The sequence below is a fragment of the Vulcanisaeta sp. EB80 genome, assembly GCF_002078205.2.
The window spans coordinates 1-15,892 of record NZ_LCWN02000021.1 but is presented as its reverse complement, the minus strand read 5'-3'; the positions used below and the strand labels follow the sequence as shown (position 1 = coordinate 15,892).

The 15,892-nt window shown below is 54.3% G+C and carries 17 protein-coding genes, 2 rRNA genes and 1 pseudogene; 5 read left to right on the top strand and 15 right to left on the bottom strand.

Translation table 11 applies throughout. From position 1 onward, the window contains the following. Positions 1-97 precede the first annotated feature (97 nt). From B7L70_RS05395 to B7L70_RS14270, 4 genes and pseudogenes are all read left to right on the top strand, one after another. Positions 98-964: a hypothetical protein gene (locus B7L70_RS05395; RefSeq protein ID WP_081226864.1), complete on the top strand. Its 867-nt coding sequence runs from the start codon at positions 98-100 to the stop codon at positions 962-964. Between the two features lie 26 nt (positions 965-990). Continuing rightward, positions 991-1,323: a CoA-binding protein gene (locus tag B7L70_RS14280; protein WP_369907336.1), complete on the top strand. Its 333-nt coding sequence runs from the start codon at positions 991-993 to the stop codon at positions 1,321-1,323. Positions 1,324-1,441: 118 nt separating this feature from the next. Next, positions 1,442-1,822 (top strand): annotated as a pseudogene (locus B7L70_RS14275) (CoA-binding protein); the annotation flags it as partial. After that, positions 1,814-2,395: a hypothetical protein gene (locus B7L70_RS14270; protein WP_369907338.1), complete on the top strand. Its 582-nt coding sequence runs from the start codon at positions 1,814-1,816 to the stop codon at positions 2,393-2,395. The pseudogene B7L70_RS14275 and the gene B7L70_RS14270, both read left to right, overlap by 9 nt. Here B7L70_RS14270 and B7L70_RS05385 read toward each other — a convergent pair. Genes B7L70_RS05385 through B7L70_RS05360 form a run of 7 tightly spaced genes read right to left on the bottom strand, consistent with a single transcriptional unit; the run spans position 2,364 to position 7,086 of the window. Further along, positions 2,364-3,566: a cation:proton antiporter gene (locus B7L70_RS05385; RefSeq protein WP_081226863.1), complete on the bottom strand. Its 1,203-nt coding sequence runs from the start codon at positions 3,564-3,566 to the stop codon at positions 2,364-2,366. The genes B7L70_RS14270 and B7L70_RS05385 overlap by 32 nt on opposite strands. A 43-nt stretch (positions 3,567-3,609) precedes the next feature. Then, a complete protein-coding gene (locus B7L70_RS05380) occupies positions 3,610-3,915 on the bottom strand; it encodes a hypothetical protein (RefSeq protein WP_081226862.1) in 306 nt (101 codons plus the stop codon). Next, positions 3,908-5,056, bottom strand: coding sequence for an MFS transporter (locus B7L70_RS05375; protein WP_081226861.1), 1,149 nt, complete (start codon positions 5,054-5,056; stop codon positions 3,908-3,910). The genes B7L70_RS05380 and B7L70_RS05375 overlap by 8 nt, the downstream gene beginning before the upstream one ends. After that, positions 5,053-5,184 (bottom strand): hypothetical protein, encoded by a 132-nt coding sequence (locus tag B7L70_RS14120; protein ID WP_255408848.1) that lies wholly within the window; start codon positions 5,182-5,184, stop codon positions 5,053-5,055. Before B7L70_RS14120 ends, B7L70_RS05375 begins: the two co-directional genes overlap by 4 nt. 1 nt (position 5,185) lies before the next feature. Beyond that, the gene (locus B7L70_RS05370) at positions 5,186-5,500 is read right to left on the bottom strand and encodes a winged helix-turn-helix domain-containing protein (protein WP_238376119.1); all 315 of its coding nucleotides are present in this window, start codon (positions 5,498-5,500) and stop codon (positions 5,186-5,188) included. Positions 5,501-5,504: 4 nt separating this feature from the next. Beyond that, on the bottom strand, positions 5,505-6,245 hold the full coding sequence (locus B7L70_RS05365; protein ID WP_202908692.1) for an ABC transporter permease: 741 nt from the start codon (positions 6,243-6,245) through the stop codon (positions 5,505-5,507). Next, positions 6,232-7,086 (bottom strand): ABC transporter ATP-binding protein, encoded by an 855-nt coding sequence (locus B7L70_RS05360; RefSeq protein WP_081226859.1) that lies wholly within the window; start codon positions 7,084-7,086, stop codon positions 6,232-6,234. The genes B7L70_RS05365 and B7L70_RS05360 overlap by 14 nt, the downstream gene beginning before the upstream one ends. 88 nt (positions 7,087-7,174) lie before the next feature. Between B7L70_RS05360 and B7L70_RS05355 the strand changes: the two genes are divergently transcribed. After that, complete coding sequence (locus B7L70_RS05355) at positions 7,175-8,992, top strand: chloride channel protein (protein WP_081226858.1); 1,818 nt, start codon at positions 7,175-7,177, stop codon at positions 8,990-8,992. Here B7L70_RS05355 and B7L70_RS05350 read toward each other — a convergent pair. From B7L70_RS05350 to B7L70_RS05315, 8 genes are all read right to left on the bottom strand, one after another. Beyond that, positions 8,979-9,434 (bottom strand): methyltransferase domain-containing protein, encoded by a 456-nt coding sequence (locus B7L70_RS05350; protein WP_081226857.1) that lies wholly within the window; start codon positions 9,432-9,434, stop codon positions 8,979-8,981. The genes B7L70_RS05355 and B7L70_RS05350 overlap by 14 nt on opposite strands. Positions 9,435-9,436: 2 nt before the next feature. Next, positions 9,437-10,030, bottom strand: coding sequence for a DNA-directed RNA polymerase (locus tag B7L70_RS05345; protein ID WP_081226856.1), 594 nt, complete (start codon positions 10,028-10,030; stop codon positions 9,437-9,439). Between the two features lie 32 nt (positions 10,031-10,062). Further along, the gene (locus B7L70_RS05340) at positions 10,063-10,473 is read right to left on the bottom strand and encodes a hypothetical protein (protein WP_081226855.1); all 411 of its coding nucleotides are present in this window, start codon (positions 10,471-10,473) and stop codon (positions 10,063-10,065) included. Further along, complete coding sequence (locus B7L70_RS05335; RefSeq protein WP_238376118.1) at positions 10,474-10,845, bottom strand: translation initiation factor; 372 nt, start codon at positions 10,843-10,845, stop codon at positions 10,474-10,476. 46 nt (positions 10,846-10,891) lie between these two features. Further along, positions 10,892-11,464, bottom strand: coding sequence for a hypothetical protein (locus B7L70_RS05330; protein WP_081226854.1), 573 nt, complete (start codon positions 11,462-11,464; stop codon positions 10,892-10,894). After that, complete coding sequence (locus B7L70_RS05325) at positions 11,451-12,305, bottom strand: S-methyl-5'-thioadenosine phosphorylase (protein WP_369907337.1); 855 nt, start codon at positions 12,303-12,305, stop codon at positions 11,451-11,453. The genes B7L70_RS05330 and B7L70_RS05325 overlap by 14 nt, the downstream gene beginning before the upstream one ends. Positions 12,306-12,377: 72 nt before the next feature. Then, a 23S ribosomal RNA gene (locus B7L70_RS05320) occupies positions 12,378-15,442 on the bottom strand. 53 nt (positions 15,443-15,495) lie between these two features. Beyond that, a 16S ribosomal RNA gene (locus B7L70_RS05315) occupies positions 15,496-15,892 on the bottom strand; the annotation flags it as partial.

Genomic DNA, 15,892 nt, shown 5'->3' with positions numbered 1-15,892 from the left:
TAACTCCCCGTAAACTCACTCATTGATTGTGGTTCGCATTACCGCCCTTAGGACTTGGGGAGAAGTGGTTAAATAGTACCGAGGAGATAACGCCCCGATGGTAAGGGGCATGCCTGCCTATGCGCTTGGTGGCTTGATAATACTTGTGGGCACCGTATTATCCATATCCCTAATACTCTCGATACCATCGCCCATAACCACAATAACGGGCTACCTAAACATAACAGCCAACGCGTACCTTGGTGTTGGCGAGAACCTACTCGTCATAGTTGGGCAGAACAACTTCAACCTACCAATAACAAACCTAAACATTTACATACCCAGGACTGGGACGAACATAACAATAAACACAGAGATACCCAGTGGATCCTACTTCCTAGTTATGGTATATCAGGGACCCAGTGGATCGACGATCATCGCGCCAGGGCTGGGCGCGTCAGGGAGCCCGGGTGACTTGGCTAACCTCACGAAATCCGGTTACACCTATGGGTTGAATGCAACCGCAATAATCAATAATGAGGCGTCTAGGAGGGCAACCTTCCAAATATCGACCCAGGACTCCTCAATAATAAGCGCAATACCATACATAGCCAACCTATCAAAACCGCTGATCACCATGTACATATTCCAAATGATACCGATGGGCACGGTCAACATAAGCAGGCTCAATATAGCTGCAATAACACAGCAGGGGCTCCAGGAAGTTACCTGCAATCTCTCGACACCAATCATCGTAAGCCCAGGTAATCCCACATACATGGCGATAAACATATCGGCAATGAACGGAACAATAAAGCCACTAAACACCTGGTACAGCTGCAACGCAACACCAGCAACGGCGCTACCCACACTCCTATACCTAGAGGTAGCCCTCAGGTACGTGTACAACTACGAGGATGTCACGGTGGTTAGGGAGGATTGGTTCCCGGTATTGATAGCACCAATGCAAAGTGGTAATACGTAATAACCCACAAGCCATTAATCAATATTGTGGATCCGAAACTCGAGGTCCTATTTAATCCAGGAACCGTAGCATTGATAGGGGCTACATTGAGGGAGGGGAGTGTTGGTGCTGTTATAACCAGGACATTGCTGGAGAAATTTAAGGGCGAGGTTTACCTGGTGAACCCGAGCTATAACGAGTTGCTTGGGCGTAAGGTTTACAAGTCGGTACTTGATGTCCCCGGAAACGTAGACCTAGCCATAATAGTGACCCCGGCACCAACCGTACCAAGGATAATGAGAGAATGCGCCATGAAGGGTGTTAGGGTTGCCATAATAATTAGCGGCGGATTTAGTGAAACAGGGGGGATCTGGCGCTAGGCTTGAGGAGGAGGTTAAAGAGAACGCCCAGGGCAGAGTTAGAATACTCGGTCCTAATTGTATTGGTGTTTATAATGCGTTTAATGGTTTGGACACATTCTTTATACCGAAGAATAGGATGGAGAGACCAAGACCAGGCCCAATAGCCCTAATTAGCCAGAGTGGTGCCGTGGCTGCGGCAATCCTTGATTGGGCTGCCAGGAGGAATATCGGCGTTGGTTTAGCCGTAAACTACGGCAACAAGCTCGACATAAACGAAGCAGAACTACTCGAATACCTGGCCAGCGATATCCCAACATAAAGGTTCTCGTTATGTATATTGAGGGATTGAAAAAACCAGGAGAGGGCAAAGCCTTGATGAAGACCATGAAGGCAATAACCAAGGCAAAGCCAATCATTGTTTTACAAAGCCGGTAGATCCAAATCCTCAGGCAGGGCAGTTAAGTCCCACACAGCCGCGTTGGCTGGCAACTACGAAATATACCGAGCAATGCTGAAGCAGGCTGGCGCCATAGAGGTCAACAACCTATTCGAAGCATTGGAGGTTGCCAAGGCCCTGGCGACACAACCACTACCGAGGGGAAACAGGGTGTTGGTTATAACGGACAGCGGAGGTATGGGTATACAATCAGTTGATGCGTTAGATACGCGTGGACTGCAGGTACCAGAACTCTCGGAGAGCTTGCAGGAAATTCTTAGGAAGCAATTGCCACCATTAGCTGTTACACGCAATCCAATAGATTTGACGGGTAGCGCCACAGATGCCATGTACAAGTTTGTGCTAGACACCGTACTACCCACGAATCACGTTGACATGGCCCTAATATCGGCACAAATGCAGTTACCAGGTATGACCCCAAGGCTTGCCAATTACATAATAAACGCAACAGGATTTGGAAAACCCATTGTGGTTTTCAGTATTGGTGGTAATGAGGACGCGAGGACGTTCAGGGCTAAGCTGGAGGAGTCTGGTGTACCGATATACGATAGGTTAGAGGTTGCGGCTAAGGCATTGAGGGCTCTGTACGATTATGCCGTGATCAGGGGCGTTGCAGCTGCTGAGTACTCCTAAGTCTCATGGCGCCGCGCCTATAGATTGTGGAGCCGAGTATTGTTGTTATGAGGACCATGAGAACTATCACGCCGTACCCACCCATATCTATTAAGCCGCTGGTTAGGGCTATGGACGCAACCACAAGACCCATTTCACCCCTGGGTATCATACCGTAGGAGGCAACGATGGCGTCCCTGGAATTACGAAGCCTCAGGTATGCGAATGGGTATACACCAATCACCTTACCAAGCATAGCTACCACAGACACGACAACACCGACAACAATTACGTACGGATCAACCAGGTAGGCGGGGTTTAACTGCATGCCAATGCTTATGAAGAATATTGAGCCAAAGATCACCAGGAGTGCATTAATCAGCTCATCGACCCTAACCGAGTACCTACTCTCGGCAACGGCCACGCCGGCTATGAACGCCGCAATAACCTCGGAAAAACCCAGCAGGGTCATTAATAGTACTAGGCCGAAAAGCACTACCATGGCCGCGTAAATTATCAACCCCCCACCAACCCTATTTAGGATCCTCGGTATTAGGATCACGGAGACCAGGAATATCGAGACCCACAGGGCAACAATACCGAGAGCCTTAAGCCACATTGAATAGCCCATAGACCCATTAACAGTTGATAGGATCAGTGACAGCATTATGAGGGCGACTACATCATCAATAGACGCCGCCGTAATCAAAGCCTTAGTGCTGGGTAGATCCCTCAGCCCCTCACGCTCAATTATCCCAGCTACAACAGCAAGGCTTGTGGGGGCCGTTGATAAGGCAATGATTGATGATGTCGCATCATTAACACCGATCATTATTAACGTGTAATAAACGAGTACGTAGGGAGCAACGGCACCAAACACCGCAGCCAAAACGCCGTAAAACCCACCCTCCCTAAGCGTCGATAATCCATGCTCAAGGCCCGAGGCGAAGAGTAGCAGTATTACCGAGAGGTTCGTTAGGAAGATTAGGTAGTCATTTATGGCGAATAAATTGACATGAAAGAAGGCATTTATCAAACCACCAATTGCGAAGGGGCTTAGTGCAATACCAACGAGTAACTCACCAACAACCCTAGGCAAACCAAACCTAACCAACGATACACCAACCAAATCAGCCACTAGGATTAGTATGGAAACCTCAAGCAATGTTGTGTATATGGCCTCCACGGCCATTAGCCCCGAACCAACCTAATCGCCTATAAATATTGCGGCGTCACTAACTGCCGGAAGCGCTTGCACCCTCACTACCTCCACCAGCCTCCCTCGACTCGAGCACGTATGTCTCCATGTAAACCCTCAACTCCTCCTCCAACCTCCTAACCTCGCTCTCCATGGCTTCGCTCCTATAGTTTGTAACCATCATGAGCGTCTTGAGGTGGGATAGGGTCGCCGAGAGTAATAACGTTAACCTCCTTATCTCCTGGAGGTACTCGTAGGACAACCTCTTGTACCTGGCAAGCTCAGACTCCCTCTCGGCGCAGTACCTAGCCAACCTAACATACTCATCCTCGCAACTACCCACCGGGCACCACCCTCATCAGTAGCAGGTAAACTATTAAAAACGACACCAGGGAACTGGCTGCGGCGAAGTAGTAAGCGTAGGAGTAGTGTATTTGGTATAGGAGGCCCATTACAGTATTAGCCAGGAATATACCAACACTCCTACCGAAGGATAGGAGACCCATGCCCAACCCCATCCTCTCCTCAGGTGCCACCTTAGATATTATTGTTGGCTCGAAGGTCTCGGTGGCGGCCACGGCAACACCGAGCAGGAAGGCCGCCGGGTATATACCAACCACACCCAACGGCGACAATAAGGCGAAACCCAACGATGCGAAGACGCCAAGTAGGTAGCCCAGGAATGAGAGGCCCACGTACTCATTAACCCTGGACTTACCGAATACGTAGCCAAAGAGCGAGGAGGCTGCTAGGAAGACTCCGTAGGTTATCACGGCTAGGTAATCCTCATGCGTGAACTCCGCAGTGGTTATCACGGGAAAGCCAAAGCTATATTGGCTGAAGCCAAAGAAGAATGTGGAGATAACAATCAACCACAACGCCCTACCCAACCTCCTAAACTCGGCCATGGATATGGACCCCGCATTAGCACCACGCCCAGCCCTGACAAGGGTTATGAGCAGTGTCGATACGACCAACGGCACAGCCGTTATTAATAGTAGGTACTCCACGGGGAACCTAAGGTAGAGCAGGACTGCCGTGTACGTGATAGATAGGGCAGCCCCCGCTATGTCCAGGGCGTGGAGTAAACCAAAGGCCTCACCCCTCTCGCTTGGGTCGGTGACCTCGGTTAGCATTGCCCTCCTTGGCGGTGTCCTGAAGTTCCTAAACCACCAACCAACCATGAAGATCAACAGGGCCTGCCACCAATATCTGGCGAAGCCGAGGAATGAAACAGATATTATCACCGCATTGCCAAGTACGGCCACCCGCCACCTACCAAACCTATCACCAGCCAGGCCCCCCAGGAACGCCATTAGGCTGCCTAGGCCGTAATTAATAGCCTCGGCAATGCCGTAAAGCCACATTGGGGCCCCCAGGTAGATCACGAAGATTAGTGGGAACATAACCACAGCCGCTTGGTAACCCAGGTCCGCGAAAAAGGCTGAGAAGGATATCTTGAGAACCTCACCCCGATTCCTCATTGCAAGCAAGGCGACCACGCAGTATTTAACGCTTTACCCCCCGCAACCTTACCCACAACCCTCTCGGCATTAACATTGACCAGGGCAGCGCTATTCTTAATCCTAATTCGCCTACCCTCAACAACCACCTTACTTGTACCGCTCCGCCAAGCGCTCCAGCAACTCCCTGTCTATGACTAGCCTGAAGTCCCTCACCCTGTAAACCTTCCTCAGGTGCGGCTTCGGGCGCTCCTCCACCACGTAGGACCCCTCCACTAGACCAGCCTCCTCCAGTATCTTCAGGTGCATGTGGGCTAGGGCGTAGGGTATGTGGAGTGACTGGGCCACGTCCTGTATGAACGTTGGATTCCTCGCCAGCATTAGCAGTATCCTCACCCTCAACGGATTTGACAAAGCCCTCCCAACCCTCACCAAGTCCTCCACGGACTCCACCCTTAAACTCACGAACTCAACCATTCACCTCACCCCTAATCACCGCATACCTAGCTATTAAGATCGACGCTGAGGAATAAACAAGCAAACCCAGCAACCCCCTAAAGAGCTCCACTGGGTTAAGAACAAGTGAGCCGTGTATGGCAAGGGCCATGTACGTTGTCGGTAGGGCAAGGCTGACTAACCTAAGGGCCTGGGGCAGTATGGTTATTGGGTAGTAGACAGGGGCCAGCAGTAGTAGTGGCCAGGGTATTACCTGGCTAACCTGGTTGGTAATCCTGTAGTTCCTAACCCCAATACCCAGTGCGTAGCCGAGGAGTGATGAGGAGAGTGCAATCACTAAGGCGGTTGCCAGAGTAGTCATTATCTGCGCCACGCCATAACGCACCCCAAGTATCGCCATGGATAGTAGCAGGAGTGATGCGATGGATGGTAGCGTTAATAGTAGGGTCTGGGTTATGTAACCCAGCGCAATGTCCCAATGGTCAGCCCCGTTTGAGAAGAGCACCGTGTATATTGTTGAACCACGCCTAATGTAGGCCATGTCCTGGGCAGTGCCTATGAAGGGTATTAGGAAGCTTGTGTTAACCACCGTACCCACCATGAAGTACTGTAAGTACTGGGGATTCCCCACTATCCTGAGTAGGGTTAGCCATAGTACTGGGAATATTAGCGTGAAGCCAACCCCAGCGTACACCCAGCTCCTGCTGCTGAGCAATATGTACTTTGATATGACCATAGCCCTACTCAGTCTCATGAGGATCACCGAAGACCTTGATGAACACATCCTCGAGCGATGGCTCCCTAACCTCAAACCTAACCCTCCTCCTAACTAAATCATCAATTATGCCAACAGCATCATCCCAACCAACCCTAAACGTCTCACCCGTATCGTCAACCCTAACCTCAACCCAGGGCAACACCTTCCTCAATTCGCTAGGCGAGCCCTCCATGATAATCCTCCTGTTCATCAGGTAAACCCTATCACTCAACTCCTCAGCCTCATGAATATAGTGAGTCGTCAGTATGACCGTGGACCCCTCATCCCTAGCCGCCCTAATCACATTCCATATACTCCTCCTATTCTGGGCATCAATACCGACCGTCGGCTCATCCAAAATAATAAGCCTGGGCCTACAGGCTATGGCCGAGGCCACAAGCACAAGCCTCTTCATGCTACCCGACAAATCATCAATCAACCTACCCCCATACTCCCCCAACCCAACAGCCTCAAGGGCATCATCAACACAACCCCTAACCACACCCCTAGGCACACCCCTCAACCTAACAAGCATCTCCACGTGCTCACGAACCTTTAGTAAGTTGAATGGGGTTGCCTCCTGAGGAACAACACCCATAACACCCCTCTCCTTAGCCTTCCTCGGGCTAAGCCCCATTACGGTAACCACACCACTATCAGGCCTCAACTCACCATAAACCTGCCTAAGCAGTGTCGTCTTACCAGCCCCATTAGGCCCAAGAATAGAGACAACCTCACCCTCACGAGCCTCAACACTCACACACTCATTGGCAACAACATCACCAAACCGCTTCCACAGGCACTCAACCCTAACTATCACATCCTTATACTTCACCATCAGTTAAAACTGATACTGAAGCATTTTTAAATATTACTGACAATACAACTAAACCTTAAAAGCACAACCATAAAGGGATAGGCAGGTAATGAATAACAGGGAAAATAAAACCAACGCCACAACAAAACAACCCAAAACAGGGAGCCTTACCAAAATCTCTGATCTACCTTATTTCATCAAGTGGTTCATACTAGGCATAATAATAGGCGTTGTTGCCGGCGCCTCGGCACTGGCCTTCTACTTCACACTAAAGCTCATGGAGCACGTATTCCTAGGACTACTCGTTGGAGCCTCAATACCAGAACCACTGGGCGAGGGAGGCTCATTAACGAGCGGCTTCAGGGCGGTTAGGTACTGGTTAATACCAATATCGACAACACTCGGAGGGCTACTCTCAGGTCTCATAGTCTACACCTGGGCCCCGGAGGCTGAGGGCCACGGCACAGACGCAGCAATAAACGCATACCATAGACTACAGGGCAGGATTAGGAGGAGGATCCCCCCAATAAAGCTCGTGGCCTCCGCAATAACGATAGGGTCGGGAGGCAGTGCGGGTAGGGAGGGACCCACGGCCCAGCTCAGTGCCGGCATCGGCTCAGCAATAGCCGACCTCCTTGGGTTACCGCCTGAGGATAGGAGGAGGGCTGTCGCAATCGGTATTGGGGCTGGCATTGGCTCGATATTCAAGGCACCAATCGGCGGTGCGTTATTGGCGGCGGAGGTCCTCTACATGAGGGATATAGAGGCCGAGGTCCTCTTCCCAGCCCTGGTGGCCTCCGCCGTTGGGTACTCCATCTTCGGCTCAGTCGTGGGCTTCACACCAATCTTTGGCTACTACGTGGGCACGTTCAACCCAGCAAGACTACCCCTCTACGCAGTGCTCGGCATCATCGACGGACTCTTCGCAATACTATACGTCAAGACCTTCTATGCAATCCACGACCTATTCAAGAAATGGCGCATCAACAACTACATCAAACCAGCAATAGGCGGTTTATTAGCTGGCCTAATAGGGCTAGTGGCCCCCGAGGTGCTTGGCACGAGCTACGGCTGGGTTGACCTGGCGGAGTTCGGAAAATTGAGCCTATTCACATCACCAATACTCCCACTCATAGCATTGCTGGTGGCATTACCATTCCTGAAGATCCTAGCCACATCATTCTCAATAGGCTCAGGGGGCAGCGGTGGCGTGTTCGCACCAGGCATAGTCATAGGAGCCTTCGTGGGCCTCGACATAGGCCTACTCCTCCACTACCTACTCCCATCATTAGTACCCAACGTAGCCCCCTTCGTAATAGTGAGCATGCTGGCACTATTCGGCGCCGCGGCAAAGGCGCCATTAGCCGTGATGTTCATGGTCGTTGAAATGACGGGAAGCTACCAACTACTACCGGCAGCAATGATCGCAGTCGCCATAGCATACCTAATCTCCGGAAGCAACACAATCTATAGAGCCCAGGTACCAACAAGAAGGGACTCACCAGCCCACGCGGGCGAGTACAGCGTACCAGTACTCATGAGCATCAGGGTTAGCGAGTGCGAGTTAGGGAGGGAGCCCGTGGTTAGGGCTGGTGAGGACGTTAATCACGCAATCAACAGGATGCTCCAGCACCGCTACACATCACTACCAGCGGTAGACAACAACGATAGGTTAATCGGCATAGTACACCTAACAGACATACTGGGCAGGAAGGGACCAATCAAGGACTATATAAAGGCTGTGAACCACGTAAACCCAGACTCGACACTATACGAAGCATGGGAGTTAATGAGCCGCGAGGGCATCAACTGGGTCCCCGTGGTGAGTAATGACGGTAGGCTCCTCGGGATACTCACGATGGAATCAATGAGGAGGGTCTACGAATCGAGGGTCAAGTCACTGGGTAAATCAGTTAGTGGGTCATAGCCCTAATGAGCTCATTATCCACATCCCTAGGCGACACTGCGAAAACCACAGCGCCAAGCCCCAAAACACCCCTAAGCACATCGGCACCATCACCCTCAGCATTAATCACATTGACCAGCAGGGCATAATCAACAGAGCCAGGCCTAATTGGGGGCAGGGCACCGTCGGCACAGACAACATCAACCCAGGGCAGGGACTTGGGGAACCTAAGGACGCCGCAGGCAATATCCAAACAAACAAAGCGCTTGGCAACGCCCGATATCAACCCAGCACCAACACCAACACCACAACCAACATCAAGCACAGAGGAATCCCTGGGCTGGAAATCCTCGAGGAAGCCTAGGTAGACCAGGGCGCCCTCGCGTAGGTATAGGTCCACGTACCTGGGTCCCAGGGATTCGTAGAGCTCACGGACACGGATTTTATAATCAATGAGGCCCATGGTCAGGGCTTCTGCTGGGCCTTGGCCTGCGCCCTCTTCTTACCACCGCCCAACTCCTCCTCAATCCACTCAAGCTTACCAAGCATGGGCTGCCTAAGGGTCAGGCTAACCCTAACCATGTCCCTATTACCGGCGCTAACGTAGCTAACACCAACAACCCTAGCCCTAACCACATCACCCCTACCGAGCCTACGCCTACTACGCTCACCCACGAAGGCACCGCTCTGCTTATCGTAAAGTACCACGTTGTCCTCCATCATCTGCGTCCTATGCACCAGGGCCTCTATCGGGCCAACCCTAACGAACGCCCCAAACTCCTCAGTCCTAACAACCTCACCCTCAACAACCTCATTAACCAGGGGCGTGAAAACCAACGCCTTAAAACGAACCCTATTGTACGTAGCCCCATCACCAAAGATAACAACACCCCTCCTACTAACCTCAATGTCGAAGACGGCCACGTACACACCAACATCCCTCTCAACACGACCAACGTAGGAACCCCACAACTCCTCAAAGGCAACCTTCTCAAGGGGCTCACCAAACCTACTGGGCGGAATCCTGATGTGGTCCTCCAACGTCAAAACCCTAAACATCAACAACGAACGGGACTAGGGAGTTTAAAAAACTAATCACCGGCGTAGATCTCAACCCACGGCCTACCCTCCTCAACCATCCTAAGCATCAAAACCCTAACCTTCTCAACACACGTAACCAAATCCCTAACGAGCATGTCCACAATCAATGAATCACCCATGGAGGCAATGAGGTCTGCCGAAAGCATAATCGCGCCGTACCTAGCCAGGACAAACTCATTACTCAAACCAACAACCCTCTCAAGAACCCTCCAAGCCACAACCCTAGGGTCACCACCGCAATCAACACCAAAGGCACCACAGCCCCTAACCAAAACCTCAACACAAAGATTAGCCAAACCCCTGAGCACTGATGCTGAATCACTACCGTTGATTACAGCCGAAACCCTACCGGGCAACTCATCCCTAAGGAAGTGTGTTAGGGCTTCATCCCTAGCAACCATTCAGGTCTCCACGATAGTCTCATCAACCAGTATATTCTCCTCCCTAAAACCAAGCTCAACAAGCAACCTCCTAACCCTAACCCTCTGGTCACCCTGAACCTCAATGACGTTACCCTTAACAGTACCACCAGCAGCCAACCTACGCTTAAGCTCCCTCGCGATACCCTCAATATCGATACTCCTCACATCAGAACTATCAAACTCAATAACAGTAACCAAATGCCTACGCCTCCTCTCAACCCTAACCCTAACCAACGCCTGCTCCTTAGCAATAACAGCCTGCTGCGCATCACCCTCATTACCAAGCAGGGAAGACAATAACTCGTCAACCACATCCCCCTGCCTATCCTCACTCATGCCCAGCAAACCCAAGGCAATAAAAGAACAACCCCTAATAAACCTTACCTCCAAAAACAAACTAAAACGAAACACCCGAGGAACCAAAATCAACAAAAACCCTACCACCAACACTAACAAGGTTCGAGTAAACAAGCAAGTAACGAGTACGGGCACCACCCACAGAAACACCAAGGGCATCGAGACAACCCCAGGGAACAGAAACATCAAAGGGCAGACCAGAAACCTCGGAAACAACGGCTAACGGCCTAGGAAAAACAACACCCCTGGGCAAATCCCAAAGATCAAGCGGGGGGTTGAGGGGAAACGACCTACAACCCACAACCCTACGGCCAACAAAGGAAACACCAAGCACAAAATCACCAACTAAGAAACCAAGAACAACACCAAACCAGGGCTTTATAGGCGCATTAACCAGCGAGACACCCCTAACAACCAAACCACCCAACTCATAATCACGGCCGAGGTCGATTAGGGTGAACCAGGGAACGCCCTGGATCGGCAGCGCATAGCCCTCACCAACCCTCCTAGCCCCAAACCTCCTAACCAACTCAACACTGGAAGCCCTGTAGAGGGCCTCCAAATCCTCAATACTCACGATTGGGTACCTACCACCAAAACTAAACACAGGCATTCCTCAAAACCTCCCCACACCTCTCATGCAGGTTCTTCGGAATCCTCGGTATAACGTCAACCAGGACCCTACGGGCCAAATCAAGCTTCTCACCCATAACCCTCTCCACGAGCTCAGCCGTAACAGGCTGGTGCGGAACCCATACATCGTAGTCAGTAACCAAAGCAAGCAACGCATAGCACATACCCAACTCCCTAACGAGGTTAATCTCGGGGACGAGCGTCATGCCAATAATATCACAACCAAACACATCCCTCCAAACCCTGGACTCAGCCCTAGTACTAAACCTAGGACCCTCAATACACACGTAGCAACCACCACCATGCGTCCTATTAAACCTAGAGGCAGACTCAATGAGCAACCTCCTCAAATCCTCATTAAAAGGCTCAAGACCAATCTGTATGTGGCAAACCCTAGGACCATCATAGAACGTGTAATCCCTACCCCTAGTCATATCAATGAACTGATCAGGAACAACAAAATCACCAGGGGCAAAATCCTCCCTAAGACTACCAACAGCACTAACACCAACAACAACCCTAACACCCAACGCCCACAAAGCCCAAACATTAGCCCTATAAGGAACCCTATGCGGCGGGTACCTATGACCACGACCATGCCTAGGCAAAAAGGCAACCCACTCACCACCTAGGCGACCAACAACAACATTATCACTGGGCAAGCCATACGGCGTGTGCAACTGAACCTCAAAAAACTCATCAAAGAAACCAGCCTCATAAAGCCCAGAACCACCGATAACGCCCACGTAGGGCAACGACTCAATACCCAACTCACGAGGATCAACAGACCCAGTAGGGCTTAGCTTCCTAGTCACAACCACGAAACCGCAGAAACAACACCCCTTATAAGGATTACCAACCCCAACCACACAAACACCCACCCCATAAACCCCACCACCCGCACCTGGGGCGATTGGGAGTGGCGGGCTCCCCCCTCGGGAAAACCCTCGGGGGTTACACCCCCACCCCATCAACCCCGTCTTCCACGGGGACCCTCTCCCGGCACCCAGCGGGTTTCCCCGCCAGATGCCGAGCGGCCGCCTCTTTTCGGGGAGGGCTTCCCGCTTAGATGCCTTCAGCGGTTATCCCCTACGGCGTGGCTGCCCGGCTCTGCCCTGTAGGGCAACCGGTAAACTAGAGGCCGCGGCGCCCCGTTCCTCTCGTACTGAGGGCACCTTCCCCTCAGGCGGCCAGCACCCCCGACAGGTAGAGTCCGACCTGTCTCACGACGGTCTGAACCCATCTCACGTTCCCCTTTAATGGGCGGGCAGCCCCACCCTTGGGGGCTGCTGCACCCCCAGGATGGGAAGAGACGACGTCTGGGTACCAAACCGCGGGGTCGATGGGAACTCTCACCCGCGACGAGCCGGTTACTCCTGGGGTAACTTTTCTGTCATGCCCGGCCCCCACTGGTGGGGGCACGAGCGTTCGCTAGGCCCGGGTTTCCCCCCTGCGCCCCTTGCGTTCAAGGGCGCAGTCAGCCCGGCATTTGGCCTTACCCTCTACGGCGGAGCTCTGACCCGCCTGAGCCGAGCTTTGGGCACCCCTGATATCCTTTCAGGGGTGTGCCGCCCCAGCCGAACTGCCCACCCGCCGCTGTCCCCCGGGGATTACCCGGGGTTAGGGGTGCGGGGAAGAGTGGGTGGTGTTTCATTGGCGCATCCGCGCGGCCCGGAGACCGCGCTTCATCGCTCCCACCTACGCTATGCACCCTCCCCCGCACCCCAACGACGGGCTGCAGTAAAGCTCCACAGGGTCTTCTCGCCCCGTCGGGGGTCCCAGGACTCTGCACCCGGAGGTGGGTTCGCCGGGCCCCGGGCCGGGACAGTGAGGACCTCGTTGATCCATTCATGCACGCCGGAACTTACCCGGCAAGGCATTTGGCTACCTTAAGAGGGTCAGAGTTACCCCCGGCCTTCAGCGGCGCTTCGCCCGGTTGTACCCGGGTTTCACGTACCGCCAGTGGCCAGGATTCAGCCCCCGTACACACCCTTACGGGCTAGCGGGGACCTATGTTTTTGTTAAACAGTCAGGTCCCCCTTGTCACTGCGGCCCACGGTTCCAGCGGAAACCGCCAGAACCGCGGGCACCCCTTCTCCCGAAGTTACAGGGCTAATTTGCCGAGTTCCCTGGCCCGGGGTCACCCGAGCCGCCTTGGGCTTCTCACCCAGGAACACCTGTGTCGGTTCTCGGTACGGTCGTGGGGGCTCGTTCCCCACCCCCTTTTCATGGGCCCCAGGAGTCGGGTGGACCGGGCTCAAGGCCCGGCTATTTCCGCCTTCAGCCGGTTCTCGCCATTACGGCACTCCCCGGCCTTCAGCGGTTAAGCGGGGTATTCCCCCGCCCACCCTATCCCGAGGCGTCGGAGGTGGGGCCTGCGTTGCCGCAGACCTACCCCCACGGCACGGGAATATTAACCCGTTTCCCCTTCGGCGGGTACCAACTAGGCCCCACCTTAGGACCGGCTAACCCATGGCTGATTGTCGTTGCCATGGAACCCTGGTCCTTTCCGGCGGAGGGGATTCCCACCCCTCTTCGCTGCTACTACCACCGGGATCTGCATCGGCCACGGGTCCACCGGACCTCACGGCCCGGCTTCTGCCCCATGGCCGCGCCCCCCTACCCCACGCGGACCAACGGTCCGCGGGCCGGGGTCTCGGCGGCGGGCTTGAGTCCCTAGACATCTTCGGGGCCCTCCGCCTCAGCGGGTAAGGTGTTACCCACTTCTTAGCCGATGGCTGCTTCTAGGCCCACGGCCCCGCTGTCTTGGGCGGAGGACACCCTTCTAGGTTGACACTTAGCCCGCACTTAGGGGCCTTAACCCCGGTCTGGGTTGTTTCCCTCTCGGCCCTCAGGCTTACCCCGAGGAACCCGCCTCCCCCTTTTTCGGAGCCCACGGGTTCGGAGTTTGACCAGGGACCGGAGCCTTTCGGCCCCTGCATCCCTGATCAGTACTCTACCCCGTGGGCTTCCTCCAGGGAGGCCGGGCTGGGACCCGCTTCGGGGGGAACCAGCTATCACCGGGCTTGATTGGTCTTTTGCCCCTAGCCCCAGGTCATGGGAACGAATTGCACATCAGAACCCTTTCGGGCCTCCACGGGGCTTTCGCCCCGCTTCACCCTGCCCAGGGCTAGATCGCCCGGTTTCGGGTCTCCCACCCGTGACTACGGGCCCATTAAGACCCAGCCCCTCACGGGTTCTAACCCGCTACGGGCCTTTCGGTTTCCCTACGCCTTCGGGGTTTAACCCCTTAGGCTCGCCACGGGTGGGAACTCCCCGGCCCGTGTTTCTAGACGGAAGGGGCGACCCTGGACCCTCCTCCTCGTACTCCCGGGTTCACCCCGGTTTCCTTCGGAGGAGGGAACCCTTTCGGGCCGCCCCTCCTTTAGCCGCCCGGTTTCAGGCTCTTTTCACTCCCCTTTCGGGGTTCTTTTCAGCTTTCCCTCACGGTACTAGTGCGCTATCGGTCTCGGGACGTGATTAGCCTTGGGAGCCAGTGGCTCCCAACTTCCCACGCCAAAACCAAGGCGTGGTACTCTGGGACACCAGGACTCCGCCAGACCACCTTTAGCCTACGGGGCTATCACCCTCTACGGCGGGGCTTTCCAGCCCACTTCGGCTAGGCAGTCCCGGCGGTACCTGGGCCCATAACCCCACATCTCCCCACGGTTATCCCGTGGGGATTTGGTTTGGGCTTACCCCCTTTCGGTCGCCCCTACTCAGGGGTTCCCTGTTGGTTTCTCTTCCTCCCCCTACTAAGATGTTTCCGTTCGGGGGGTTCCCGCTCCAGAGGATGCTCCGGAGCGCCGGGACCTATTCGGTCCCGGCAGGAATCCCCATTCGGGAATCCCGGGTTCAAAGGCTGCCTGCGCCTACCCCGGGCTTATCGCAGCTTGCCACGCCCTTCCTCGGCGCCCGAGCCGAGCCATCCACCGGGCGGCTTGCTGGTGCGGGTGGTGGTTTGGCCAGGGTGGGTGCAACCCAACCCCTCTTTGAACACCCCATCCCCGGAGGAGGTGATCCGGCCGCAGGTTCCCCTACGGCCACCTTGTTACGACTTCGCCCCCCTCGGGAGCCCCCAACTCGTCTCCCCCATCCTTGGGGTAACCCAAGGATGAAGGAGCCTCGTTGGGGGCTCCCTCGGGTGGCGCGACGGGCGGTGTGTGCAAGGGGCAGGGACGTATTCACCGCGCGTTGGTGACACGCGGTTACTAGGGATTCCACGTTCACGAGGGCGAGTTGCAGCCCTCGATCCCTACTGGGGCGGGGTTTACGGGATTACCTCCCCCTTTCGGGGTCGGATCCCGCTGTCCCCGCCATTGCAGCTCGCGTGCAGCCCCGGGGTTTCGGGGCATACTGACCTGCCGTGGCCCCCTCCTTCCTCCGGCTTACGCCGGCAGTCCCCCTA

Coding starts and splice junctions, on each gene's coding strand:
- B7L70_RS05395 (WP_081226864.1), top strand. CDS start 98: ATGGTAAGGGGCATGCCTGCCTATGCGCTTGGTGGCTTGATAATACTT.
- B7L70_RS14270 (WP_369907338.1), top strand. CDS start 1,814: ATGCTGAAGCAGGCTGGCGCCATAGAGGTCAACAACCTATTCGAAGCA.
- B7L70_RS05385 (WP_081226863.1), bottom strand. CDS start 3,566: ATGGCCGTGGAGGCCATATACACAACATTGCTTGAGGTTTCCATACTA.
- B7L70_RS05375 (WP_081226861.1), bottom strand. CDS start 5,056: ATGAGGAATCGGGGTGAGGTTCTCAAGATATCCTTCTCAGCCTTTTTC.
- B7L70_RS05365 (WP_202908692.1), bottom strand. CDS start 6,245: ATGAGACTGAGTAGGGCTATGGTCATATCAAAGTACATATTGCTCAGC.
- B7L70_RS05360 (WP_081226859.1), bottom strand. CDS start 7,086: ATGGTGAAGTATAAGGATGTGATAGTTAGGGTTGAGTGCCTGTGGAAG.
- B7L70_RS05355 (WP_081226858.1), top strand. CDS start 7,175: ATGAATAACAGGGAAAATAAAACCAACGCCACAACAAAACAACCCAAA.
- B7L70_RS05350 (WP_081226857.1), bottom strand. CDS start 9,434: ATGGGCCTCATTGATTATAAAATCCGTGTCCGTGAGCTCTACGAATCC.
- B7L70_RS05345 (WP_081226856.1), bottom strand. CDS start 10,030: ATGTTTAGGGTTTTGACGTTGGAGGACCACATCAGGATTCCGCCCAGT.
- B7L70_RS05340 (WP_081226855.1), bottom strand. CDS start 10,473: ATGGTTGCTAGGGATGAAGCCCTAACACACTTCCTTAGGGATGAGTTG.
- B7L70_RS05330 (WP_081226854.1), bottom strand. CDS start 11,464: ATGCCTGTGTTTAGTTTTGGTGGTAGGTACCCAATCGTGAGTATTGAG.